The 22,393-nt window shown below is 61.5% G+C and carries 26 protein-coding genes and 1 other RNA gene; 14 read left to right on the top strand and 13 right to left on the bottom strand.

Annotation, left to right across the window (positions count from 1 at the left end; translation table 11 throughout):
- Positions 1-18 precede the first annotated feature (18 nt).
- From dtd to ACNQ62_RS07555, 10 genes are all read right to left on the bottom strand, one after another.
- Positions 19-465: a D-aminoacyl-tRNA deacylase gene (gene dtd / locus ACNQ62_RS07600; RefSeq protein ID WP_180829035.1), complete on the bottom strand. Its 447-nt coding sequence runs from the start codon at positions 463-465 to the stop codon at positions 19-21.
- Position 466: 1 nt separating this feature from the next.
- Complete coding sequence (locus ACNQ62_RS07595; protein WP_418094543.1) at positions 467-1,141, bottom strand: nitroreductase family protein; 675 nt, start codon at positions 1,139-1,141, stop codon at positions 467-469.
- A complete protein-coding gene (locus ACNQ62_RS07590; protein ID WP_418094542.1) occupies positions 1,138-2,268 on the bottom strand; it encodes a primosomal protein N' (replication factor Y) - superfamily II helicase in 1,131 nt (376 codons plus the stop codon). The genes ACNQ62_RS07595 and ACNQ62_RS07590 overlap by 4 nt, the downstream gene beginning before the upstream one ends.
- 66 nt (positions 2,269-2,334) lie before the next feature.
- The gene (locus ACNQ62_RS07585) at positions 2,335-2,889 is read right to left on the bottom strand and encodes a cytochrome b/b6 domain-containing protein (RefSeq protein ID WP_418094541.1); all 555 of its coding nucleotides are present in this window, start codon (positions 2,887-2,889) and stop codon (positions 2,335-2,337) included.
- Positions 2,890-2,931: 42 nt separating this feature from the next.
- A complete protein-coding gene (locus tag ACNQ62_RS07580; protein WP_005852267.1) occupies positions 2,932-4,050 on the bottom strand; it encodes an SPFH domain-containing protein in 1,119 nt (372 codons plus the stop codon).
- 33 nt (positions 4,051-4,083) lie between these two features.
- On the bottom strand, positions 4,084-5,043 hold the full coding sequence (locus tag ACNQ62_RS07575) for a DUF2927 domain-containing protein (RefSeq protein WP_050766222.1): 960 nt from the start codon (positions 5,041-5,043) through the stop codon (positions 4,084-4,086).
- Positions 5,044-5,069: 26 nt separating this feature from the next.
- Positions 5,070-6,245: a toxic anion resistance protein gene (locus tag ACNQ62_RS07570; protein ID WP_243251582.1), complete on the bottom strand. Its 1,176-nt coding sequence runs from the start codon at positions 6,243-6,245 to the stop codon at positions 5,070-5,072.
- Between the two features lie 36 nt (positions 6,246-6,281).
- Positions 6,282-7,169, bottom strand: coding sequence for a 5-bromo-4-chloroindolyl phosphate hydrolysis family protein (locus ACNQ62_RS07565; RefSeq protein ID WP_418094540.1), 888 nt, complete (start codon positions 7,167-7,169; stop codon positions 6,282-6,284).
- Between the two features lie 3 nt (positions 7,170-7,172).
- Positions 7,173-7,403: a hypothetical protein gene (locus ACNQ62_RS07560; protein ID WP_418094539.1), complete on the bottom strand. Its 231-nt coding sequence runs from the start codon at positions 7,401-7,403 to the stop codon at positions 7,173-7,175.
- A gap of 97 nt (positions 7,404-7,500) precedes the next feature.
- On the bottom strand, positions 7,501-8,508 hold the full coding sequence (locus tag ACNQ62_RS07555; protein ID WP_005852272.1) for a pseudouridine synthase: 1,008 nt from the start codon (positions 8,506-8,508) through the stop codon (positions 7,501-7,503).
- A 64-nt stretch (positions 8,509-8,572) separates the two neighbouring features.
- Between ACNQ62_RS07555 and ACNQ62_RS07550 the strand changes: the two genes are divergently transcribed.
- From ACNQ62_RS07550 to ACNQ62_RS07540, 3 genes are read left to right on the top strand one after another with little or no spacing between them, the layout of a single operon-like run.
- Positions 8,573-9,028, top strand: coding sequence for a nucleoside deaminase (locus ACNQ62_RS07550; RefSeq protein ID WP_180829047.1), 456 nt, complete (start codon positions 8,573-8,575; stop codon positions 9,026-9,028).
- 6 nt (positions 9,029-9,034) lie between these two features.
- Entirely contained in the window at positions 9,035-9,655 is a 621-nt protein-coding gene (locus ACNQ62_RS07545) for a DUF5671 domain-containing protein (RefSeq protein WP_418094538.1), read from the top strand.
- Entirely contained in the window at positions 9,652-10,086 is a 435-nt protein-coding gene (locus ACNQ62_RS07540; RefSeq protein WP_418094537.1) for a hypothetical protein, read from the top strand. The genes ACNQ62_RS07545 and ACNQ62_RS07540 overlap by 4 nt, the downstream gene beginning before the upstream one ends.
- Positions 10,087-10,092: 6 nt before the next feature.
- Here the strand turns inward: ACNQ62_RS07540 and ACNQ62_RS07535 are convergent, their stop codons facing one another.
- A complete protein-coding gene (locus ACNQ62_RS07535; protein ID WP_418094536.1) occupies positions 10,093-10,785 on the bottom strand; it encodes a metal-dependent hydrolase in 693 nt (230 codons plus the stop codon).
- A gap of 188 nt (positions 10,786-10,973) precedes the next feature.
- Here ACNQ62_RS07535 and gatC point away from each other — a divergent pair, with 188 nt between their 5' ends.
- The 7 genes from gatC (at position 10,974) to ACNQ62_RS07500 (ending at position 15,886) form a co-directional block, all read left to right on the top strand.
- Entirely contained in the window at positions 10,974-11,261 is a 288-nt protein-coding gene (gatC, locus tag ACNQ62_RS07530; protein WP_005852277.1) for an Asp-tRNA(Asn)/Glu-tRNA(Gln) amidotransferase subunit GatC, read from the top strand.
- The gene (gene gatA / locus ACNQ62_RS07525; RefSeq protein ID WP_418094535.1) at positions 11,261-12,748 is read left to right on the top strand and encodes an Asp-tRNA(Asn)/Glu-tRNA(Gln) amidotransferase subunit GatA; all 1,488 of its coding nucleotides are present in this window, start codon (positions 11,261-11,263) and stop codon (positions 12,746-12,748) included. Before gatC ends, gatA begins: the two co-directional genes overlap by 1 nt.
- 38 nt (positions 12,749-12,786) lie before the next feature.
- Complete coding sequence (locus ACNQ62_RS07520) at positions 12,787-13,533, top strand: hypothetical protein (protein ID WP_074635520.1); 747 nt, start codon at positions 12,787-12,789, stop codon at positions 13,531-13,533.
- 5 nt (positions 13,534-13,538) lie between these two features.
- Positions 13,539-14,207, top strand: coding sequence for an N-acetylmuramoyl-L-alanine amidase (locus ACNQ62_RS07515; protein WP_418094534.1), 669 nt, complete (start codon positions 13,539-13,541; stop codon positions 14,205-14,207).
- 101 nt (positions 14,208-14,308) lie between these two features.
- An RNA gene (gene rnpB, locus ACNQ62_RS07510) (RNase P RNA component class A) lies at positions 14,309-14,720 on the top strand.
- A 181-nt stretch (positions 14,721-14,901) separates the two neighbouring features.
- Positions 14,902-15,069, top strand: a complete 168-nt coding sequence (rpmG, locus tag ACNQ62_RS07505; protein ID WP_005852281.1) for a 50S ribosomal protein L33 — start codon at positions 14,902-14,904, stop codon at positions 15,067-15,069.
- A 127-nt stretch (positions 15,070-15,196) separates the two neighbouring features.
- Entirely contained in the window at positions 15,197-15,886 is a 690-nt protein-coding gene (locus ACNQ62_RS07500) for a VIT1/CCC1 transporter family protein (protein ID WP_009826483.1), read from the top strand.
- 333 nt (positions 15,887-16,219) lie between these two features.
- On the opposite strand, the gene ACNQ62_RS07495 is transcribed toward ACNQ62_RS07500, so the two are convergent.
- A complete protein-coding gene (locus tag ACNQ62_RS07495) occupies positions 16,220-16,996 on the bottom strand; it encodes a Bax inhibitor-1/YccA family protein (RefSeq protein ID WP_418094533.1) in 777 nt (258 codons plus the stop codon).
- A gap of 859 nt (positions 16,997-17,855) precedes the next feature.
- Between ACNQ62_RS07495 and ACNQ62_RS07490 the strand changes: the two genes are divergently transcribed.
- The 4 genes from ACNQ62_RS07490 (at position 17,856) to ACNQ62_RS07475 (ending at position 20,933) form a co-directional block, all read left to right on the top strand.
- On the top strand, positions 17,856-18,230 hold the full coding sequence (locus ACNQ62_RS07490; protein WP_005852284.1) for a helix-turn-helix domain-containing protein: 375 nt from the start codon (positions 17,856-17,858) through the stop codon (positions 18,228-18,230).
- 69 nt (positions 18,231-18,299) lie between these two features.
- On the top strand, positions 18,300-19,094 hold the full coding sequence (hisN, locus tag ACNQ62_RS07485) for a histidinol-phosphatase (protein ID WP_037944969.1): 795 nt from the start codon (positions 18,300-18,302) through the stop codon (positions 19,092-19,094).
- Positions 19,091-20,431, top strand: a complete 1,341-nt coding sequence (locus tag ACNQ62_RS07480; protein WP_418094532.1) for an 8-oxoguanine deaminase — start codon at positions 19,091-19,093, stop codon at positions 20,429-20,431. The genes hisN and ACNQ62_RS07480 overlap by 4 nt, the downstream gene beginning before the upstream one ends.
- A 67-nt stretch (positions 20,432-20,498) precedes the next feature.
- On the top strand, positions 20,499-20,933 hold the full coding sequence (locus ACNQ62_RS07475) for a CAP domain-containing protein (RefSeq protein WP_418094531.1): 435 nt from the start codon (positions 20,499-20,501) through the stop codon (positions 20,931-20,933).
- Between the two features lie 81 nt (positions 20,934-21,014).
- On the opposite strand, the gene guaD is transcribed toward ACNQ62_RS07475, so the two are convergent.
- Positions 21,015-22,307 (bottom strand): guanine deaminase, encoded by a 1,293-nt coding sequence (guaD, locus tag ACNQ62_RS07470; RefSeq protein ID WP_418094530.1) that lies wholly within the window; start codon positions 22,305-22,307, stop codon positions 21,015-21,017.
- Positions 22,308-22,393: the final 86 nt, after the last annotated feature.

The following is a 22,393-nucleotide window of genomic DNA, read 5'->3' as shown; positions in this document are numbered from 1 at the left end:
TTTTTTCCATTTGGAAGATCAGGGGTTTTCTGTGTCGAGCCAGAGGGTGACGGGGCCGTCGTTGGTGAGCGCGACGGACATATCGGCTCCGAATGAACCGGTTTGGACATGAATGCCGAGGGCGTCGACGCAGGTGATGAAATCTTCGTATAGCGTTTTGGCCTGATCGGGCTTGGCGGCGCGCGAGAAACCGGGGCGGGTCCCGCGGGAGGTATCGGCGGCAAGGGTGAACTGGCTGACAATCAGCGCGCTGCCGCCCGTATCCGGCAGGCTGCGGTTCATTTTGCCAGCATCATCCTTGAACAGACGCAGCTTGGCGATCTTTTGTGCCAGTCCTTGCGCGGTCGCATGTGTGTCGTCGGGCATGGCGCAGACGAAGATCAGCAGCCCGTGGTCGATTTGACCGATGATCTGGCCATCGACAGTGACGGAGGCGTTGCTGACGCGTTGTAGGAGTGCGCGCATATCAGGATTTCCAATCGATGATGTCTTCAGGGGTGGCCCGCTGCGTGCGGAACCGGTTGATCGGTGCCGCGTCGTCCGCATAGCCAAAGGAAATCGCGCAAAGGATCAGGCGGTCTTGCGGCAGGTCGAAATGCTGTCGCACGGTGGTCGCATAGGCAGCGATAGCGGCCTGGGCGATGGTGGCCACCCCAAGCGCCGTTGCCGCCAGCGTAAAGGCCGTGACAAAGCCGCCGCTGTCCATTGCCCCGTAAGCCCCAAGCTCAGCAGGGGAGGTCACGATCGCCACATGGGGCGCGTCAAACAACGCATAGTTTCGCATCATCTGCGCCATGCGGCCCGCATGGTCCGATTTCTCGATCCCGACGGCGTCATAAAGCTGGAACCCGCAGGTCCGCCGCCGGTCGCCGTAGACGCCGCTGTAAGAGGTCGGCCAGTCCAGATCGGGGGCGGGGGGTGTGCCCTTCGCAATCTCTAGCGCCAAAGCGTCGCGGAAGCGGTCGGTCGCGGCCCCTTTGGTGACGGTCAGCTGCCAAGGCTGCGCATTGCACCACGACGGCACGTGGCGCGCTGCGTCGACGATACGGGTGATGAGCGCGTCGTCGACCGGATCGGGGCGAAAGGCGCGGCACGAAGAACGCGCGCGCAGGATATCGGTGAATGTATCGATCTGGGTCATTTCTGGAGCGCCATAAAATAGCCAACGACCCCGGCGACAATCAGGCCAAGGATCACGGCAAAGGTGATTTTCACAGCTGAATAGGGGCGTTCGCCCTGTACGCTGCCTGTGCGGCCGTTGACCACAAAACGATAGGTCTTGCCGCGGTACTTGTAAGCTGCCAGCCAGACCGGCAGCAGGATATGTTTGAATGTCACATCGCTGACCTGCGTCTGGATATTGTGGATGCGCTGACGGTCGCCGCCGATATCAAAACGCACATCGCGCTGGATCATCGCGTCCATCACCTCGCGTGCCTGTGCATAGCCTTCATCAAGCGTCACCGCATAGGCTTCGGCGCGAAACCCGGCGAGGTATTCCGGGGCATAGGGTTCAAGGGCCGCCAGATCCCACGGGGCCAACGCATCGGTGAACCGTTTGGGGAGCGATTTCGACGCCAGCACCAGCACATCATCAAAGAACCGCGCCACCCGACCTGAAGTCGCCCGCCAGCGGATTTTCGGCACCTGCTGCTGCACGCGTTTGCCGTCGCGCATGACGGTCTGGGTGACGTAATAGACCGTGCCCATTTCGCCCGAATAGCTGGAGCGCGTGTCGGCGTCATAGGTCCAGTAGGGCACATAGATGCCTTGCATCTTGCGGCCCTTGCGCGCGTATTCCTGCAGGCCATTGGGGGCAAACCACAGGCTGCCCAGCCAGTCGGTCATAGCATCGCGTGCTGTATCCTCGGTCAGGCCAAAGGGCAGCACGGCGCGGGGTTTGATATGGCGGTTCACCCCTGTATCGATCACCACAGGGGTGGCGCAGAACGGACATTCGGTGGCGTGTTTGCCGGGGTCGAACTCTACCTGTGCGGCGCAGTTGGGGCAGGTTGTGACCCGTGTATCCTCCATCTGCGATTGGGGGAGAGCGCTGGCCAGTGCGGCCTGGAAATCCAGCTCGGCGATCGGGTTATGCAGGCCGCGCGTTCCTGAAATCTCTTCGGTATTGCCGCAGTGGTCGCAGACCAGCAGATATCTTTCAGGATCAAACCGCAGATCGGACCCGCAGGTGTCACAGGGGAATCGGTGTTCCTCGGTCGGTGTGGGGGGCAGGTCGGGGTCGTCAAAGCCGGTGCTGGCGGGCATAGAGCTGTCCTTTGGTCAGGCCTGCCCCAGACATAGGGCAGTGCGCCCCCTGCCGCCAGAGCAGGGTCACAAAAAACGGTGCAGCACTTTCGGAGCCATGATGCGCAGGGCGTTGTCGTGCAGGCGAAGGTGACGCCAGATGTGAAATGCGGCATGGGCCAGCGCGATGCCTGCAAGAGCGTAGAATTCAATGCTGTGGATCAGCCCGACGAGGTCGTTGGCGCGCGGCATATCAAGGGGCACGGCAATCGGGACAATCCCACCGGCCCAAAGCTGCACGGTCGAGGTCACCCCGATCAGCAGCCCTGTCAGGGCGACGCCAAAGATACCCCAGATCAAGGTCTTATGCAGCACCGGATGCAGCCAACGGGCCCAGCCCCGGAGCTTGGGGCCGGGGCGCCCCAGCAGGCCGCGTCGCATGTAGGACACCCACCACAGCAGGGCCGCGCTGACAAAGACCAAGCCCATGACCGAATGGAACCGCACCGCCGCAGGCCCGATCCGCGCCACATCCGCCGGCTGCACCAGCAGGAACCAGATAAACAGCGGCACCATGCCCCAATGCAAAAGCTTCATCAGGGTCCGACGGTGGGGCAGCAAGGGGCGACGGCGTGGGGTCATAGCCTAGACACGCGGCTTGCCCGTTCCAAGTTTCACAGAGCCTTACGCAGGAGGCGGCGGCGGCGGCAGCACGGTAAAGAGCTGCGCCAGCTCGGCCACATCGTCTGCTTTCAGCCAGCCATCCTGACCGGGGGTCCAGACATAGGTTTCGCGGGTCAATCCGCCATCCGTGGCCATGCGACCCAATGCGGCCTTTGAAAACGGGCCCTTGGTCTGGCCGTTCTCTGCCAGATGCCAGACCTTTTCAGGTTGCGGCGGGGGCGGTGGCGTCTGTGCAGCGGGGGCCGCAGCCGCGGGGCGCGGGCCCCACGGGCCTGCCTGCGCGGCGGCGGCCTGGCCCATCTGCATGCCCAATCCGGCGCCCAGACCGGTCTGCATTGCTGCGCCAGCAGCGCCCTCGCGGCCCAATGCCTCTGCCGCCTGGAACTGCGTGAACTTGTTCAAATCCCCGATCACCCCCATCGACGACCGTTTGTCCATCACTTCCTCCACGGCGGGGGGGAGCGAGATGTTTTCGATATAAAGTTCGGGGATGGTCAGCCCGTATTCTGCAATGGTGGCCGAGATTTCGGTGCTCACCAGTTTGCCCAGCTCACGGGTGTTGGCGGCCATATCCATGACCGGAATATTGGACAGCGCGATGCTGCGCGAGAATTCCTGCACGATGATATTGCGGATCTGATAGCTGATCTCGTCCATGGTGAATTCACCATCGGTGCCGACGATTTCGGTCAGGAACCGCGCGGGGTCCGACACTTTGACAGAGTAGGTGCCATAGGAACGCAGGCGCACGGGGCCGAACTCGGGGTCGCGCACGATGATCGGGTTCTTGGTGCCCCATTTCAGATCGTTGAAACGGGTGGTGTTGACGAAATAGATCTCGGATTTGAAGGGGCTTTTGAAGCCGTGATCCCAATGCTGCAGCGATGTCATGATCGGCATGTTGTTGGTTTCAAGCATATAAAGGCCGGGCGTGAACACATCGGCCAGTTGACCTTCGTGGACGAAGACAGCGGCTTGCCCTTCGCGGACCGTCAGCTTGGCCCCGTATTTGATCTCGTGGCCTTCGCGCTCGAACCGGGACACCATCGTGTCGCGGGTGTCATCCGTCCAATGGATAACGTCGATGAATTGGCCAGAGAGAAAATCGAGAATACCCATGTCTTGGTCCTTTCGGGGGAGGTCGGTGGCGGGTTAAACGGGCCCGCCGATCAGTTCGAACGCGATCTTGCGGGCCACGGGGGTCGCCTCTTCGGCGGTCATGCCGGCGTGCAAGCGCGGGTCATAGAGCATTTTCAGCAGCAGCTCGTCGTGACGGGTGAGCAGCGCGAACTCATCGTCATCGTTAAAGATCGACGGGCGTGCGGTGGGGCTGTCGTTGGCAAGGCCAAGGCCCTGCGCAAGCTCTTCATGGATACACGACAGCCGCATAAGCGAGGGGTTCTCGGCACGGATGACGGCGACGGCAGCGGTATAGGTGCTGGGGTCCGCGCCACCGGCATAGGCGGCGACGATGCAATAGGTGTCGCGGCGCAGATCGCTGAGCGCGGCAAGGCTTTCGGCGGTCACACCGGGGATGCGTTCGGCGGCTTGGGCGAGGGCGGCGGGGCGGTCATCCTCGCCCGCGATAATCACCATAAAGTTCGGCTTGCCGCCCACGGTGATGGAATGCTGCGTCGTGGCGGCGAGGCGGGTGGCATAGTCGCGGATCGAGGCCGCATCGCGGTCACGTTCGGACGGGGGAACGCTGTCGCCAAAGACGACCTCCATCCGGACGGGGCGTTCCCAGCGGCGCATGGGGGTCTTATCGCCCCGTCCGGTCAGGGTGGCGTTATATTCGTTGTAAAAAGCGATCTGTTCAAAGTTGCGCACCAGCATGTCGGCGGTAAAGGGCGTGTCCTGCCCGCCACCATCCCGGCGCAGCAATCCCTGGCTCAACTGGGCCTGCTGCACCTGGTTGAAATAGCTGCGCAGCTTGGCGCTTTTTTGCGACGTGGGCTTGGCCACCACGGGGGGCGGTGCCGGCGGCGTGTCGGGGCGCGCGATGGGTTTCAGCGTCGGTTCCACAGGGGGCTGCGGGGTGCAGGCGGCCAACGCGGCGACCACAGCCGCCGTGCCGATCCATCCTGTTCGCCCCAACCGTTGCCATACCATATCGCGCGCTCCAGGTCTTGACGGGGTTACGCCGCAGGGGCTGCGGGCTTGGCCGCTTTGGCAGAGGCCAGCGTGTCGCGCAGATTGGCCTCCATCTCTTGCAGGTCTTTCTCGGCAGAGGCACGGCGCGCCTTGCCTTCGTCGGCGATCTGCAGCGATTCCTGAATGGTCCCGATCAGGTCGGCATTGGCCTGTTTGACGGCCTCGATGTCGAACACACCGCGTTCCATCTCGGTCCGGATGACCTTGTTGCTTTCGCGCAGGTTCTGCGCGTTAGAGGTCAGCAGCTCGTTCGTCAGGTCATTGGCGTCACGCACGGCGGCGGCGGCTTCGACGCTGCGCTGGATGGTGACCGCCTGCGCCAGCTGGGTTTCCCACAGCGGCACGGTGTTCACGAGGGTCGAGTTGATCTTGGTCACCAGCGACTTGTCGTTCTCCTGCACCAAGCGGATCGAGGGGAGCGATTGCATCGTCACCTGACGGGTCAGTTTCAGGTCATGCACACGGCGTTCCAGATCGTCCCGCGCGGCGCGGATGTCGCGCAGTTCCTGTGCGACCATGACCTGATCCGCCTCTGGTGCGGCGTCGACCTCTGCCTGTTTGGCGGGGATTGTGGTCGCGTCAAGCTCTGCCAGCTTGGCCTCGCCCGCGGCGATATAAAGCGCGAGCTCATCATAGAACTGCAGCGTCTTTTCGTACAGCATATCAAGGGATTTGATATCCTTGAGCAGGGTATGTTCATGAGTCAGCAGCTCGTCCGTGACGCGGTCGATCTGACCCTGTACCTTTTCGAACTTGGCGGTGAATTTGGCAAAGGGGGCCGCGCGGCCCAAAAGGCGTTCCCACCAGCTGCGTTCACGGCGCACGTCCAGCTCGGACACGGAAAAGCCGCGGATGGTTGTCACGATCGTGCGCAGGCTGTCACCGGCGGGGCCCACATCCTTGTTGCGCACGTCCTGCAACATCGCCTGACTGATCTCCTGCAGCTCGGCCTGTGCGCCGGACCCGAAACCGATGATCGACTGCGTGTCGCCCATGTCGATCTCTGCCATGCGGCTTTTGATCTCTGCCGATTGTGGCGCATCGGCTTTCTCAAGCGAGACGACGGCATCCGCAGGGGCGGGGTCGGGCAGGATCTGCGCGTTGACCTCTTCCACCAGTGCTACGGATTGGGTCGCTTTGTCACGAACGGTATCAGACATGTTTCAAGTATTCCTATGCTCTTGGGGCGGGGCGCGTCAGTCGAGACGCACGCCTTCTCGGGAAAGCCGCTCGCGCAGCACGTCGATTTCGATGTTCAGATCGGTCTTGTCTTCCAATAGCGATTTTTGGGTGCGCGCGGCAAAGTTTTTGTCCAGATCATCGAGCAAAGCCAGATAATCGGCGCGTGCCTGCGCATCGCCGGTGCTGGCGTAGATATCCGCAAACTTGATTGTCGCGTCACGCGCGCCCAGCAGATAGACCGACAGATATTTACGCGCACCGGTCAGATCACGCGGATCATCCTGCACGGTGCGGATCAACGTGCGGGCGGTGTCCTGAAACTGCGCCAGCCGGTCGCGCGCCTTGCGATCGCCCGCGCGTGCAATGGCGGTGTTCATCGCGGCAAGGTGTTTTTCCGCCTCGTCCACGACACGGGCGACGCGGTCTTTCTGGAAGCTGTCCACGCCCTCCATCCCTTTGGATGTCAGCGGATCGATGCCAAAGGCCGACACATGCAGCCCCATCGCGGCGAGCGCATAAAGCACAGGGGCGGCCAGTCCGGGGTCATTCTTATAGGCTGCAAGCGCCACGCCGGCACCGGTCAGCAGGCTGGCGATGATCTTGCGCGGCAGGGCGGGGCGTTCAGCAACCTTGCGCGCGGTATAAGCGGCTTCGGCTTTCAGCCCCTCGCGCAGCATCCATGCGGCACCGGTCAACGTCGCCGCCGCCAGCAGCCCCAATGCAAGCCCCTGCGCCCCGTCGTTCAACGACATGAACACAAGCGGAATGGCGGGGATGAACAAGATTTTCGCCCGCCCGCTTGCGGGGTCGACCTCTATCCGTTTGGCACGGGTGCCCTGCGGGGGCGGCGTGCTGCCGTCCGTGTCATGATTGCTGTATTTACCGCCAAAGCGCTGCGCCATGGATCAAAGCCCCCCGAGCCAGCCGGTAGAGACACCGAACAGCAAGACAACAAGCGCGGCATAGGTGATTTTCTGAAACGGTGTCGGTGCCATGGGGCGATAAACCTCCTGTCCATGCGCTGGTGTCGATGCACGACGGCCCGCGTCCAGAATCCTTGCGATGATTGTCACCAAAACGGCGCCAAACGCAACAATCAGCGCCAGCGTGGCGACAAAGACAAGCAATCGACCCATCGGACCTTCCTTTGCACGACATATAGTCGCAGTGCCCGCCACCCGCTAGGGTCACGCACGCAAAAGTAGCGGCCAAAGGGCCGTAAACCCACAGAAATCAGGGTTTACGGGTGGATTTTACGCGGGTGCCGAACTTGCGCGGCGCGGGGTCGGACGCGGGCCGTGCGGGCTTGGACTTGCCATAGCCGGGCTTGGGCTTGCCGGGGATGGTCTTGCCTGTCGCGGTCTTGTCACCGGGTTCCTTGGGCAGGCCTGGGCGACCGGGGCCCGGCTCTCCGGGTTTGCGGGCCTTGCGCTTGATGATGCGCGCGGGCTTTTTCTTGATCGCGGTGCCGGTGGTATCGGCAATCTCGAGGCCCAGCTGGTCACGGACCACCTTGCGCTTGAGTTCCTCGACCTCGCCGGTTTTCAGCTCGCCAAGCTGGAACGGGCCATAGCTGGTGCGGATCAGCCGGTTCACCGACAGGTTCACCGCCTCCATCGCGCGGCGGATCTCGCGGTTCTTGCCTTCGCGCAGCCCGACGGTCAGCCAGGCGTTCGCCCCTTGTTGCCGGTCCAGCGTGACCGTCATCGGCTGAAAGTCCTCGCCATCCACGGTGATGCCCTTGCGCAGCGGTTCAAGCATATCGTCGGTGGGGCGGCCATTGACGCGCACGCGGTAACGGCGCAGCCAGCCGTTCGAGGGCAATTCGAGGCGGCGCTTGACCTCGCCATCATTGGTCAGCAGCAGCAACCCTTCGGAGTTGAGGTCAAGCCGACCGATGCTCATGACGCGGGGCATGTCTTCGGGAAGATCGTCAAAGATCGTGCCGCGGCCCTTTTCGTCGCGGTTGGTGGTGACCAGCCCCGTGGGCTTGTGGAACAGCCAGACGCGGGGCGGTTCGGGCTCGCCCACCGGTTTGCCGTCGACGGTGATCGCGTCCGAGGGCGTCACGTTCAACGCGGGCGAATCGATCTGCGCACCGTTGACGCGCACGCGACCGGCCTCGATCATGCGTTCGGCCTCGCGGCGGCTGGCGATGCCGGCACGGGACAGGACTTTGGCAATGCGGTCACCGGGAGGGGTGCCGGATTTCGGGGGCTGGGAGGGTGTATCTGCGCTCATACTTCAGCGCTTACCCTGTTTCCCGCGCTTGCGAAAGGGCGGCGTTTGCGGGCAAGAGAGGTGTATGAGCTTTACGTCCTATATGTCCCAAGCGCTGGAAGAGGCCCGCGCCGCCGCTGCCCGTGGTGAAGTGCCCGTGGGCGCGGTCATCGTGGCACCCGACGGACAGGTCGTCGCGCAGGCGGGCAACCGGACGCGCGAGCTGAACGATCCCACCGCCCATGCCGAGGTGCTGGCGATCCGGGCTGCCTGTGCGGCGGCGGGGTCCGAAAGGCTGGGCGGGCATGCGCTTTATGTGACGCTGGAACCCTGCGCCATGTGTGCTGCCGCGATCTCTGCCGCGCGGGTGGCACGCTTGTACTACGGCGCGTCAGACCCCAAGTCTGGCGGTGTGGCGCAGGGTGCGCGGGTGTTTTCCCACGCGCAATGTCACCACGTCCCCGACGTCTATGACGCCATCGCAGCGCCCGAAAGCGAAGATCTGCTAAAGGCGTTTTTTGCAGAGAAACGAAAAGGATAGACCCATATGGCCCAACGGGACGAGCTGAGCATTTTCGTGCGCGACGCCTTGGCCGCGGGCAAGTCACGGGCCGAGATCACAGCCGCGCTGACCCATGCCGGTTGGCGCAGCGCAGAGGTGCAGGATGCGCTGAACGGCTGGGACGAGATGCCGTTCTCTCCGCCCATTCCGCGGCCTGTGGCGACGGTGTCTGCGCGGGACTTCTTTACCTATGCGCTGACGTTCTGCGTCTTGATCCTTGGCGCGTTCAATCTGGTTGTCGTGTTACAGGCGCTGGTCGATGTGGTCTTTGCCACGGGCGACGGCGGCAGCGACCGGTCGATCCGCTGGGGTGTTGCGGTGTTGATCGTGACCGGACCGATGTATCTGTGGCTGACCTTGCGCGAGCGGCGGAAACTGGCGCGCGACCCTGCGCTCTACCGCTCTGCGATCCGCAAATGGATGATCTACATCGGCCTGCTTTTGGCCGCGCTGACGATGTTAGGGGATTCGATTGCCACCATCTATGCGCTGCTGACCGGTGACCTGACGGCGCAATTCCTGCTCAAGGCGCTGGTGGTGCTGGTCGTCGCCGGGGGCATCTTTGCCTATTATCTGCGGGATCTGCGCGAAGAGGCCCCGGCGTGAACAAGTTGCTGCTGATTTGCATGTCTGTGCTGGTCGGCGGTGCCATCATCGGCGGCCTGGTCGTGGTGGGTGGCCCGCAGCACGCAAGGCTCGCCCAGCAGGACAGTCAGCGCCTAAGCGATCTGCGGACCTTGCACAGGCATCTGATGTGCCTTGGTCACCCGGGCAAACCATTGCCGCAAGCGCTTGCGGATGACAGCTATTGTCCCGGAATGCGGCCCGGATTGCGCGATGTGCTGACCCAAGGCGACCCTGCAACGGGCGCGCCTTACGCCTATCACCGCCTCAGCGATACCGCGTTCGAGGTCTGCGCCACACTGGCGCTTGATCCGGCAGAGGCGCGCAAAGCTGCGTTTGATCAAGACACCATCGCCCTGCGCGCCAACGACACCCTTTGTTTCATCGGGGATCGCGCCGGTTCTGTGAACTAGGCCGTTTTACAGGCTGATCGGTTTAAGCACTTCGGGCTCGATCACATCCACGCCGGGCAAGCCGTCGATCAGCACCTGCGCAGATTGTTCGAGCGCGTCGAAGGTGCGGTAGTGGCAGGGGATGACGGTTTTGAAGTCAAAATACCGTTTGGCCGCATAGGCCGCACCGGCCATATCCATGGTGAAATGGCCGCCCGCGCTGAGAATGCCGATGTCGGGTTTGTGGTAGTCGCCCATCCAATCCATATCCGCCATAATATCCGTATCACCCGAGACATAGATCGTGCGGCCTTCGCCCTTGATCATAAAGCCGATCTCGGCCCCCATATAGACAGGCCCCGCGTCCCCATCGACGGAAGAGGAATGCGACGCAGGTACCATGGTCACATCGACCTTGCCGCAGCGGATGGTGCCGCCTTTGTTGAAGCCGGTGGTGTTTTCCACGTCCTGCGCACTGAAATAGCCCATCAGTTCGACCATGCCTGCAACCGGCGCGCCGGTTTTCTCGGCCACCATCTTGAGGTCCTGGGTGTGGTCGAAATGCCCGTGCGTCACCAGGATTTGCGTCACGCCGGCCAGAGCGGCCTCGTGCTGCGCGTCGTCCAGCATCGGATTGCCGGTGAGCCAGGGATCGACCAGCAGAATCTGATCCTCGATCTCGATGCGAAAGCTGCCGTGGCCTAGCCAGATGATATCCATTTGGGTCTCCCTTATTCCGTGTCTTTAGCGGACTGTAGCGCGTGATGCCGCTTTGGGGAGCCTCCGGCGGGAGTTTATTTGGCAAAATGAAGGATCAACCGGCGCGATTGCGGGTCAGAGGCAGCCCCCAGACTTGCGGGGGCGGGCAGGGGGCGATAAACGGCACCCAATCAGATGAAGGAGCGCCCATGTCCATTGACGAGTCCACAGCCGCACGGGTGGCGAAACTGGCCCGCATCAAGGTCGAACCCGACGCCTTGCCCGCGCTGGCGCAAGAGTTCAACAATATCCTCGGCTTTATCGAACAGTTGAACGAAGTCGATGTCGACGGGGTAGAGCCGATGACATCGGTCACGCCACAGGTGTTGAAAAAGCGCGAGGACGTGGTGCGCGATGGCGACCAACAGGCCAAGGTGCTGGCCAACGCGCCCGACGCGCGCGAAGGATTTTTTGCGGTTCCGAAGGTGGTTGAATAATGGCTGATCTGAATAAACTGGGCCTTGCCGATGCACGTGACGCGCTGCGCAAGGGGGATGTGAGCTCGGCCGAGCTGACGGCGGCATGTCTGAGCGCGATCGAGGGCGCGGGCGCGCTGAATGCTTTTGTGCACCACACCGGTGATCTGGCGATGGATCAGGCCAAGGCAGCCGATGCGCGGATCAAATCCGGTGAAGCGCCTGCCATGTGTGGTCTGCCCATCGGTATCAAGGATCTGTTCTGCACCAAAGGGGTGCCGTCGCAAGCTGCATCGCGCATCCTTGAAGGCTTCTTGCCCGAGTATGAAAGCACCGTATCGCAGAACCTGCTGGACAGCGGGGCCGTCATGTTGGGCAAGCTCAACATGGATGAATTCGCGATGGGATCGTCCAATGAAACCTCCGTGTATGGCAATGCCGTCAACCCGTGGCGGCGGTCGGGCGATGAGACAGCGCTGACACCCGGCGGATCTTCGGGTGGGTCGGCGGCAGCTGTGGCGGCGGATCTTTGTCTTGCGGCCACCGGCACCGATACCGGCGGCTCGATCCGCCAGCCCGCGGCCTTTACCGGCACCGTGGGGATCAAGCCGACCTACGGCCGCTGCTCCCGCTGGGGCGTCGTGGCCTTTGCCTCGTCGCTGGATCAAGCGGGCCCGATGACCAAGACCGTGCGCGATGCGGCGATCATGCTGGGCGCCATGGCGGGGTATGACCCCAAGGACAGCACCTCTGCCGAGCTGGCGGTCCCTGATTTCGAAGCCGCCTTGACCGGCGACATCCGTGGCAAAAAGATCGGCATCCCGCAGGAATACCGCATCGACGGTATCCCTGCCGAGATCGACAAGCTGTGGCAGGACGGTATCGCCATGTTGCGCGACGCCGGGGCCGAGATCGTTGATATCTCTCTTCCGCATACGAAATACGCCTTGCCTGCCTACTACGTGATCGCACCGGCGGAAGCCTCGTCGAACCTCGCGCGCTATGACGGGGTGCGCTATGGTCACCGCGCCAAGCTGGACCACGGCGACGGCATCACCGAGATGTACGAAAAGACCCGCGCCGAAGGCTTCGGGGCCGAGGTGCAGCGCCGTGTCATGGTCGGTACCTATGTACTAAGCGCGGGCTTCTACGATGCCTACTACAACCGGGCACGCAAGGTCCGCACGTTGATCAAGAAAGACTTCGAAGACGCCTTTGCGGCCGGTATCGACAGCATCCTGACCCCGACCACCCCCTCGGCGGCCTTCGGTCTGGGCGAGATGACGGATACGGATCCTGTGGCAATGTATCTGAACGACGTCTTCACGGTCACCGTGAACCTCGCGGGGCTGCCCGGTATCGCCTTGCCCACCGGCACGAGCGAGACCGGCCTGCCGCTTGGCTTGCAGCTGATCGGCCGCCCATGGGAAGAGGCCGATCTGCTGTCTACCGCCTATGCGCTGGAGCAGGCGGCGGGCTTTGTAGCCAAGCCGCAGAAATGGTGGTAAACCCCCGCCGATAAACCAGAGCAGATAAAGCAGGTCCGATGATGATACGTTGTTCAATTGTTGCAGCCTTGGGGCTCGCCCTGGCGGCCTGCCAGCCCGCAATCCCCGACAGTGGACGGGGTGTCGGTTTTGACGGGTCGTTCGACGCCGCGCAATCCCAGCGGGATACAGCTTTGGCAGGCGGGGCGGTGGCAACGATGCCAGCACCCGCCACGGTGGACGCCACGCCGCTGGACGCTGTCGATGATGGCTCCGCTGCGGCGACGGCTGCGGAAACGGCACGTATCCTGGATGCCACGCGCCCTGGTGGGCTTGGCAATGATGCCGCGACCAATTCGGGCGTGGCCCCTGTGAACGCCAGCCCGTCCAATCCTGCGCCACCGGTGCTGGGGGCAGGGGGAATTTCGCAAGAGAACAACTTTGACGCCGTGGCTGATGAGCGCAGCATCGAAGGCGACGCGGCCCGCATCGCGGCCAACCGCGCGCAATACCGTGTGGTGCAACCCGAAGCCCTGCCGGACCGCGCCGATGCCGGGCCCAATATCGTGGCCTATGCTTTGCAGAACAATCACGCTGTCGGCACCCCGATCTACACCCGTCGGGGGTTCAACAAGCAGCGCAAATTCGCACGGGCCTGCGCCCAGTATTCGCACCCGGATCAGGCGCAGATCGCCTTCCTCAGTGCGGGCGGCCCTGAAAAGGACCGCTCCGGCATGGACCCTGACGGCGACGGATACGCCTGCAACTGGGACCCGAGCCCCTATCGCAAAGGGGTGCAGGGCTAGGCCCTATGGCAGACGCGCCTGACCGCTACCTTTCCCCGAACCATGGGCCGCGCCGCAACGGGTTGCGGCCCTCTTTGATCGTGCTCCACTATACCGCGATGGACAGCGCAGAAGCGGCCTGCGCGCGCCTTTGCGACCCTGCGGCCGAAGTCTCCGCCCACTATCTGATCACGTGCAAGGGCGAGGCTGTACCACTTGTCCCGGAAGACCAGCGTGCCTGGCACGCCGGTGCAGGGGAATGGCGGGGTCGCGATGACATCAACTCACGCTCTATCGGGATAGAGCTGGATAACCGCGGCAATCACCCCTTCTCCGAACCGCAGATGGTCACGCTCGAAACCCTGCTGCGCGGGATTATGGAGCGGTGGTCGATCCCGCCCGAAGGGATCATCGGCCATTCGGATATGGCCCCCGGACGCAAGATCGACCCCGGACCGCGATTCGACTGGCAACGTCTGGCGCGTCAGAACCTTGCCGGCAAAGGCCGTCAGTACGCGGAGAAAAACCGCGAATCCGACCCCACGCCGGCTGCCTTTATCGCGGCGGCACATGCGGCAGGCTACACCGCCACCGATGATATTGACCTCCTGCTGCACAGCACGCGTCTGCGGTATGCCCCCTGGCGCAAGGGGCCGCTCTGCGCCGCGGATATGTCCCTCGGGCATGATCTCTAGCACCACACCCGTTTCCAAATGGTTAAAAATCCTCGCCGAAGGCATCGCGGCGGGTGAAACTGATTGACCCCAACTGAAGTTAGGCGCTAGGCGTGCAGCGCGCGGAAGGCTGGATGGCCGCGGTCTTGGCAACAAGGTCGAGGAAAGTCCGGACTCCCAGAAGAAACGGTGCCGGGTAACGCCCGGGCGGGGTAACCCGACGGAAAGCGCCACAGAAAACAGACCGCCGCTTCGACGGGTCGGGCAACCGATACCACCGGGGAGGTAAGGGTGAAACGGTGCGGTAAGAGCGCACCGCGGAGGTGGCAACATCTCTGGCAAGGCAAGCCCCACCGGGAGCAATGCCAAATAGGGACCGCGCGCCGCGTCTGGCAACAGGCAAGGCGGGGCCACTTCTGCCCCAGCAGGTCCGGGTTGGCAGCTGTAGCTGTGCAGGCAACTGCATGGTCAGAGGAATGGTCATCCCCTGTCGCAAGACGGGGACAAAATCCGGCTTATAGGCCTTCCGCGCATAATCATGGTCTTTATCCCTGTTCTTCGGGGGCTTGGTCCGGAAAACTTCAATTTTTCCGGTTCGTTTGGGCCATGGGCAGGAAATAGCGGTTGACTCAGGCGCAGGCGTGACTAGAACCCAAAACTCAGGATTTCACGAGCGGTCGATCAGCGGCCTGCTCGTCGTTGCAGGAGAACGACTATGGCGAAGCCAACCACGATCAAGATCCGTCTGAACTCGTCCGCGGGCACAGGCCATTTCTACGTAACCAAGAAAAACGCACGTACCATGACCGAGAAAATGGTCATCAAAAAGTACGACCCCGTTATTCGTAAGCACGTTGAATACAAAGAAGGCAAGATCAAGTAAGATCTTACCGTCGACGCGATATGAAGGCCGCGCCTCGTGCGCGGCCTTTTGCGTTTTTCTACCTCGGACATGGGAACAGCCCTGCTGTCGCGGCTGAGTACCGGATGTGATCGCAAGGAGACGGGCAATGCCCAAAGAAGGCCATTACATCAACCGGAGCAACTGGTTGCGTGCCGCTGTACTGGGGGCGAATGACGGGATTGTTTCCATCTCTAGCCTTCTGGTCGGCGTTACCTCGGCAGGGATGGCGACCGGAAATGTCGCCCTGACCGGTTTCGCCGGATTGACCGCGGGCGCACTGTCCATGGCCGCGGGGGAGTATGTCTCTGTCTCGGCGCAGGCCGATGTGGAAGCCGCCGATCTGGAGCGTGAGCGTATCGCGTTGGAGGAAGACCCGGACTACGAGCTGGAAGAGCTTGCCGAAGGGTTGGAGAACCGCGGCGTCGATGCCGCGCTCGCCGTCAAGGTTGCCACGCAGATGACCGACCACGACGCTCTTGGTGCGCATGCGCGCGAAGAGCTCGGTATGTTTGGCCTGGCAGGGCAAGCGAATCCGCTGCAGGCCGCCGGGGCCTCCGCGCTCGCCTTCGCTCTGGGTGGGGCCTTTCCGTTGATCGCAGCACTTGTCGCCCCTGCCGGGTACGCTTTGATCGCGATTGCCGTGACCGCTGTGCTCGCTCTGGCACTGCTTGGCGGCGGCGGTGCGCGGCTTGGCGGTGCGCCCATGCGTTCGGCGATTATCCGTGCGGTGGTCTGGGGCGCGCTTGCGATGGCCGTGACCGCTGCATTGGGGCAAGCCTTCCATGTTGCGGTTTAGCTTGGTCGGGGGTGAGCTGGCGCCTAAGCTAAGACGTTTGGATTCATCACTTCTGTGAGCATTTCGAGTGGAGGTTTGCTCCTCTGCGGGTGTGCTTCTCTGCTCGTCCGACTGGAAGACGTACAGTCGCAAGGTCGTGCCAGCACGCTTGTTACACCGAATGTTACTGAACAGACTGCGTAAGGGGGATCGCAGTTATACGGAAGCGTCGCGGGCAGATTAGGTAGTCGGGCCGACGGTTGTGATCACGCCTAGGACAAAAGAAAGCGCCCACCGAACGGATGTCGATGGGCGCTCGATCTTAGGTATTTCCCCGCGTCGTGGGGCAGTCTGTTATTCGCGGTTGCCGAACAATTGCAGCAACATCATGAACATGTTGATGAAGTTCAGGTACAGGCTCAAAGCGCCCATGATACCGGACTTCTGCAGCCATTCTTGGTCACCGTGATGTGCATGCGCCAAGTAAGTGTTCTTGATGTTCTGAGTGTCATAGGCGGTAAGGCCAGCGAAAATCAGAACGCCGATAGCCGAGATCGCGAACACAAGGGCAGGGGAGGCGAGGAAGATGTTCACGATCGACGCAACAACCAGGCCAATGACGCCCATGATCAGGAAGCTACCCCAGCCGGAGATATCCTTTTTCGTGGTGTAGCCCCAAAGCGACAGGCCCGCGAAAGCGATCGAGGTGATCAAGAAAATCTGGATGATGGAATAGCCCGTAAAGACCAGAAAGATCGAGCTGATCGAAACGCCCATGACGGCAGCGAAAACATAAAACAATGTCTGCGCAGTCGCGGCCGAGATTTTATTCATCGCGGCACCCAAGCCGAAGACAAACGCCAAAGGTGCAAACATCACAACCAATTTCAGCGGCGACATATACAGCGCAGAGCCGAAGGAGGTCAGGTATTTGTCCGTGCCAATCTGCGCAACCGCGCCGGAAGGATCGGTCGTCACGGCCAGGCCGGAAATGGCCCAAGCCGCTGCAAAGGTGATCAACATGCCAATCGACATGGTGCCATACACCTTATTCATATGGGTGCGCAGCCCTTCATCGATAGCGGCGGCGCGGGATCCGGCCGCAGACCGGATTGTGTTCACGTCGGCCATGAATATCCTCCAAATAATAGACGTGTTGCAAAGTCGGTTCTCCGACCTCGGTATTGGGTCAAATATCGGCACACACGTCTTTGTTTTCAAGAGCTTTCGCATCCAATTCTAGCGCAGTGGGCACTATTGGCGTTTTGCTTTGCCAAATGTGGCGCAACATAGGCATTTCTACCTTCGAAACACGCAGCCTTTCGGTTGAACATCTGCGTGTCCGTGGTGAATGAGCTAAAGAAGAGATATGAAGATTTGCCTAACGCATTTGCGAATTTTGCGTCGCGACGCTTTACTGCGTCGTTCTCACGGCTCTGAACGGTATCTTAAGGTTTAGACTGCAAGCCTTTTGCCCATGAAAAAGATGATTCTTCCCCGCGACGGGCGCAATTGTGCCGTAACGTTTTTGTTATTTGCGTTAATCAGGCGGTATTCGGGTGCCGTGAGCAAAACATCGCGCACCCGCGCAGAATGTAGTGGCGAAGCTGACGGGCGGGGCTATCTTACTGACAAATATGGTATTCTTGAACGTGAGAGGAGCAGGTCTCAATGTGTTGGAAATGCTGACACACAGCATTGCGGCGAATTTATGGTGCTCGGCTCAGGTAAAAAGTTTTGCGAGTTCCCGAACGCTTGCTACGTTCAATTCGCGTATAAGGGGTATTTTTCTCGCGGAAACAACGCTTGATTAAGTGCTGGCGCTGATTGGAATGATAACTGAACGTATGTCCATTTTCATTTTATTTGCGCATAGTGAGTATATTTGCAAGTAGCACGTTTTGTCGGAAATGACCACGTGAATTGGTCACTTCCTCTCCACAAATACAAGCGTCGAAATTATGGGCGCTGAGTTAGAAAGAAGATCGTGATGCCTCATAAAGTAGATGTTCATGTTGGTCAGCGAATACGGCAGCGCCGTTGGCTGACAGGCATGACACAGCAGCGCTTAGCAGAACTTGTTGGCATAAAATTCCAGCAAATCCAAAAGTATGAAACCGGTGCAAACCGTGTCAGCGCGTCCAGACTTTGGGACATCGCCTTTGCCCTGAACGTGGACGTTTCGCATTTCTTTGAAGGTCTGGAAGCCGAAAAACCGCAGCCCGAAAAGGCCTTGGACAATATCCCCGCCGATCTGAGCGGCGATAAAGAGGCGATGGATTTGATCCGCTCTTACTATGCGATCCCCGAAAACCAGCGTCGCCGCCTGTTCGAATTGGCGCGTGTCCTCAGTGATGTGGCTTAACCTTTAGCGGGAAGTGTTATCTTGCAAGGATCTGGCGAAAGTGTCAGATCGGTAGCTATGATACCAAATATGCACTCCGATCCCGATATATTGCGTGTGGGCCATTTGCTGGCGGACGCCGCCCGTGCCGCGATACTTCCGCATTTTCGTCAAGCAGATCTGATTGCGGACAACAAATTCCAGTCGGGCTATGATCCCGTCACAGAAGCCGATCGTGCGGCCGAACGGGCCATGCGCGATATCTTGGCACGCGAGCGCCCCAACGACGCCATCCTAGGCGAAGAATATGGTATCGCGGAAGGGACCTCCGGGCTCACCTGGGTTTTGGACCCCATTGACGGCACGCGGGGTTTTGTCTCCGGCACGCCGACCTGGGGCGTGTTGATCGCGGTCAGCAATGCGGATGGGCCGTTTTTCGGGATCATCGACCAGCCCTACATTCGCGAGCGTTTTGTTGGGCATAGCGGCCAAGCAGAGGTGTCGGGCCCGTCTGGCGTTCATCCGCTGCGGACGCGTGGGGCGCGTGCACTGTCGCAGGCGACCGTTTTCACTACTTTTCCAGAGGTCGGGACGACATCCGAAGGGGCCGCCTTTGCCGAGGTGGCGCGACATGCGCGTTTGGCGCGCTTTGGGATGGATTGCTATGCTTATGCTTTGGTGGCCTCGGGGCAGGTCGATCTGGTCATCGAAGCGGGCCTGCAACCCTATGATATTCAAGCACCAATCGCTCTTGTCCATGCAGCGGGTGGCATCGTTACCGACTGGGATGGCGGCCCCGCCCATCATGGGGGACGTGCCATCGCGGCGGCCAATGCCGATATTCACGCCGAAGCTTTAGAGTTTGTTAGGAATTGTCCGATATGACCGAACTGCTGATACGCAACGCTGATTGTCTTTTGACGATGGATGAGACGCGGCGCGAATTGGTATCGGCTGATGTTTTGCTGCGCGATGGGGTTGTCGTGGCGGTGGGACAAAACCTGACAACTGAAGGGGAGGTGATAGAAGCATCAGGGTGCGTTGTGACGCCAGGGTTGGTGAACACCCATCACCACCTTTATCAAAGTCTGACGCGGGCGGTGCCGGGGGGGCAGGACGCGCTGCTGTTTGGCTGGCTTAAAACGCTTTATCCGATCTGGGCGCGGTTTACGCCGGATCACATGTATGTCTCGGCTCAGGTGGGGTTGGCAGAGCTTGCCTTGTCCGGCTGCACGTTAAGCTCGGACCACCTGTATATGTATCCGAACGGCAGCCGGTTGGAGGATACAATACACGCCGCGGCAGAGATCGGGATGCGGTTTCAGCCCACGCGCGGCGCGATGAGCATCGGGGAAAGCGACGGTGGGTTGCCACCTGATGCTTTGGTGGAACGCGAGGCTGCGATACTGGAAGATTGCATTCGTGTGATCGACGGTTTTCATGACCCATCGGCCTCTTCCATGTGTCGGGTTGGCATCGCGCCCTGTTCGCCCTTCTCGGTAAGTCGGGACTTGATGCGGGACGCAGCGCTGTTGGCGCGGGACAAAGGCGTGATGCTGCATACGCATCTTGCCGAGAACGAGGAGGATATCGCCTATTCATTGGCGCAATTCGGCTGTCGTCCGGGTCAATATGCGCAGGATCTGGGCTGGGTCGGGCCCGATGTCTGGCATGCCCATTGCGTGAAGCTCGACCCGAGCGAGATCGCGTTATTCGCGCAGACCAAGACTGGCGTTGCACATTGCCCCTGTTCGAACTGCCGTTTGGGCTCGGGGATCGCGCCCCTTCGTGCGATGCGAGATGCCGGGGTTCCCGTAGGGCTCGGGGTCGATGGATCCGCAAGCAATGACGCCGGAAATCTTGTCGCAGAGGCTCGGCAGGCGATGCTTTTGCAGCGCGTTGCTGGCGGGGCGGATGCGATGAGCGCACGCGAAGCGCTCGAGATTGCCACGCGCGGCGGTGCAGACATCCTGGGCCGCCCCGAATGCGGGCGGATCGAGGTGGGGGCGCGGGCAGACATCGCAATCTGGGACGTGAGCGGGATTGAAAGCGCCGGGAGCTGGGATCCTGCGGCACTGTTGCTTGCGGGGCCGACAACAGTCCGCGATTTGCTTGTTGAAGGGCGCAGCGTCGTGCGGGATGCGCAGGTCGTGACCATAGATTTGCCCGCGCAGATCGCGCAACAAAACAGGCTCGCGCGGGCGCTGCGGGACGCGATATAAACACGCGTGCCTCGGTCTTGGGAGGAAGTAGAGACGCGGGTAGCGCGAAAGCGGGGGAGTTGACGGTATGAATATTCTACGCAGGCTGGCTTTGGCCGTGGCTCTGATGATTGCCGCGATATCGCCTCTGCGCGCCGACCCACAGGCGGTTCAGATGTTGAATGCCATGCGCGCGCAGCAGGGGGTGGCCCCGCTGTCCTATGCACCGCGGCTAGAGGCCGCCGCACGGGCACATGCGCTGGACATGGCGCGGCACGGGTATTTCTCGCACACGGGGCGCGATGGGTCTGGTGTCGGCGATCGGGTGCGGGCGCAGGGCTATCGCTGGTGCTATGTGGCCGAGAATCTTGCCAAGGGGCAGGGGGATCTGACGCAGGTCATGCGGGGATGGGCGCAATCGGCGCCGCATTACCGCAATATGATGAGCCGGAATGCCACGGGTTTTGGCCTGTTTCAGGGGCCGGACCGGATTTGGGCAATGGTTCTGGCCGCACCCTGTTAGGATGGGCCCGAAGCCGTCTCGCAAGGCGCGCCTACGGGACGTGCCGCGGGGAGTTTAAAGGCAAAATGAAGGAGGCTGGCGTCAGCCTCGGCGCACCCCGTTGACCCAGACATCGCTGATGGCGCGGTCGTCGCCCATCATGATTGTGGCGAAAAGCTGATCCCATATGCTGTGCGCATTGTCGCTGCGCTGCTTGATCGCGGGGGTGGAGGCGAGGTCGAGCACGGTGATGTCGGCCTCGAAGCCTTCGGCGAGTGTGCCGATCTTTTCGTGCAGATGCAGGCTGCGGGCAGAGCCGGCGGTGGCAAGCCACATCAACTGCGCCGCATGGGTGGGGGTGCCGCGCAGTTGACCGATCTCATAGGCCGCAGCCATTGTGCGCAGCATCGAGAAAGACGATCCGCCGCCGGTGTCCGTGGCCAAGCCAATCGGTATCCGCTGCGCGGCGATATGCGCCATGTCGAACAGTCCCGATCCGATGAAGGTGTTCGAGGTCGGACAATGCACCACCGATGCGCCGCTGTCCGCAAGTCGGTCGATCTCGCGCGGGGTCAGGTGGATGGCATGGCCAAAGACGGCGCGATCACGCACCAGCCCGTGTTCCTCGTAGGTGTCCAGATAATCGCGGGCGTGGGGCACAAGGTCTTGGACCCAAGCAATCTCGTCGATCTGTTCGCTCAGGTGCGTCTGCATCAGGCAGTCGGGGCGCTCCGTCCAGAGCGCACCCAAGGCCGCGAGTTGTTCCGGCGTCGAGGTCGGCGTGAAACGGGGCGTAATCGCATAGCTGGCGCGGCCTTTGCCGTGCCAGCGATCGATCAGCATCTTGCTGTCGTCATAGGCCGATTGCGCCGTATCGCGCAGCCCGTCGGGGGCGTTGCGGTCCATACAGGTCTTGCCCGCCACGATCCGCTGACCACGCTCTGCTGCCGCGTCGAATATCGCGTCGACGCTGGTGGGGGCGATGGTGGCGAAAGAGCAGACAGTGGTCGTGCCGTTGGCCAGCGTCAGATCCAGATAGCGCCCGGCGATGTCGCGGGCATAGGCGGGGTCTGACAGGCGCATTTCCTCGGGGAAGGTATAGCTGTTGAGCCAGTCGATCAGCCGTTTGCCCCAGCTCGCGATGATGGCGGTCTGCGGATAATGCACATGGGCATCCACAAACCCCGGGCAGATCAGCCGGTCGCCATAGTCCTGCACCGCTGCCTGCGGGTACGCCTTGCGCAGGTCGTCGGCGCGGCCCACGGCCTTGATCTGCGCGCCTTCAATCAGCACGCCACCGTCGCTGTCGATATGAACCGTCTCCTCCCACGGGTCAGAGAGGGGAGTGCCCGTAAACCGGAGCGTTTGGCCGAGGAGGAGTGTTTGTGTTTTCATGCCGCCTGTCTAACCGCAGCCCGCCGTGCCGACAATCCGATAGCGCAGGGTTCCGCGCCATTGTATCCGCGCTGTGGCACGCTTAT

This window comes from Sulfitobacter sp. SBS6 (assembly GCF_048285585.1).
Lineage (GTDB): Bacteria > Pseudomonadota > Alphaproteobacteria > Rhodobacterales > Rhodobacteraceae > Sulfitobacter > Sulfitobacter pontiacus.
Note: the sequence above shows the minus strand (reverse complement) of the source record. Positions and strands in the feature narration are given on the sequence as shown.

Coding starts and splice junctions, on each gene's coding strand:
- dtd (WP_180829035.1), bottom strand. CDS start 465: ATGCGCGCACTCCTACAACGCGTCAGCAACGCCTCCGTCACTGTCGAT.
- ACNQ62_RS07595 (WP_418094543.1), bottom strand. CDS start 1,141: ATGACCCAGATCGATACATTCACCGATATCCTGCGCGCGCGTTCTTCG.
- ACNQ62_RS07590 (WP_418094542.1), bottom strand. CDS start 2,268: ATGCCCGCCAGCACCGGCTTTGACGACCCCGACCTGCCCCCCACACCG.
- ACNQ62_RS07585 (WP_418094541.1), bottom strand. CDS start 2,889: ATGACCCCACGCCGTCGCCCCTTGCTGCCCCACCGTCGGACCCTGATG.
- ACNQ62_RS07580 (WP_005852267.1), bottom strand. CDS start 4,050: ATGGGTATTCTCGATTTTCTCTCTGGCCAATTCATCGACGTTATCCAT.
- ACNQ62_RS07575 (WP_050766222.1), bottom strand. CDS start 5,043: ATGGTATGGCAACGGTTGGGGCGAACAGGATGGATCGGCACGGCGGCT.
- ACNQ62_RS07570 (WP_243251582.1), bottom strand. CDS start 6,245: ATGTCTGATACCGTTCGTGACAAAGCGACCCAATCCGTAGCACTGGTG.
- ACNQ62_RS07565 (WP_418094540.1), bottom strand. CDS start 7,169: ATGGCGCAGCGCTTTGGCGGTAAATACAGCAATCATGACACGGACGGC.
- ACNQ62_RS07560 (WP_418094539.1), bottom strand. CDS start 7,403: ATGGGTCGATTGCTTGTCTTTGTCGCCACGCTGGCGCTGATTGTTGCG.
- ACNQ62_RS07555 (WP_005852272.1), bottom strand. CDS start 8,508: ATGAGCGCAGATACACCCTCCCAGCCCCCGAAATCCGGCACCCCTCCC.
- ACNQ62_RS07550 (WP_180829047.1), top strand. CDS start 8,573: ATGAGCTTTACGTCCTATATGTCCCAAGCGCTGGAAGAGGCCCGCGCC.
- ACNQ62_RS07545 (WP_418094538.1), top strand. CDS start 9,035: ATGGCCCAACGGGACGAGCTGAGCATTTTCGTGCGCGACGCCTTGGCC.
- ACNQ62_RS07535 (WP_418094536.1), bottom strand. CDS start 10,785: ATGGATATCATCTGGCTAGGCCACGGCAGCTTTCGCATCGAGATCGAG.
- gatC (WP_005852277.1), top strand. CDS start 10,974: ATGTCCATTGACGAGTCCACAGCCGCACGGGTGGCGAAACTGGCCCGC.
- gatA (WP_418094535.1), top strand. CDS start 11,261: ATGGCTGATCTGAATAAACTGGGCCTTGCCGATGCACGTGACGCGCTG.
- ACNQ62_RS07520 (WP_074635520.1), top strand. CDS start 12,787: ATGATGATACGTTGTTCAATTGTTGCAGCCTTGGGGCTCGCCCTGGCG.
- ACNQ62_RS07515 (WP_418094534.1), top strand. CDS start 13,539: ATGGCAGACGCGCCTGACCGCTACCTTTCCCCGAACCATGGGCCGCGC.
- rpmG (WP_005852281.1), top strand. CDS start 14,902: ATGGCGAAGCCAACCACGATCAAGATCCGTCTGAACTCGTCCGCGGGC.
- ACNQ62_RS07500 (WP_009826483.1), top strand. CDS start 15,197: ATGCCCAAAGAAGGCCATTACATCAACCGGAGCAACTGGTTGCGTGCC.
- ACNQ62_RS07495 (WP_418094533.1), bottom strand. CDS start 16,996: ATGGCCGACGTGAACACAATCCGGTCTGCGGCCGGATCCCGCGCCGCC.
- ACNQ62_RS07490 (WP_005852284.1), top strand. CDS start 17,856: ATGCCTCATAAAGTAGATGTTCATGTTGGTCAGCGAATACGGCAGCGC.
- hisN (WP_037944969.1), top strand. CDS start 18,300: ATGCACTCCGATCCCGATATATTGCGTGTGGGCCATTTGCTGGCGGAC.
- ACNQ62_RS07480 (WP_418094532.1), top strand. CDS start 19,091: ATGACCGAACTGCTGATACGCAACGCTGATTGTCTTTTGACGATGGAT.
- ACNQ62_RS07475 (WP_418094531.1), top strand. CDS start 20,499: ATGAATATTCTACGCAGGCTGGCTTTGGCCGTGGCTCTGATGATTGCC.
- guaD (WP_418094530.1), bottom strand. CDS start 22,307: ATGAAAACACAAACACTCCTCCTCGGCCAAACGCTCCGGTTTACGGGC.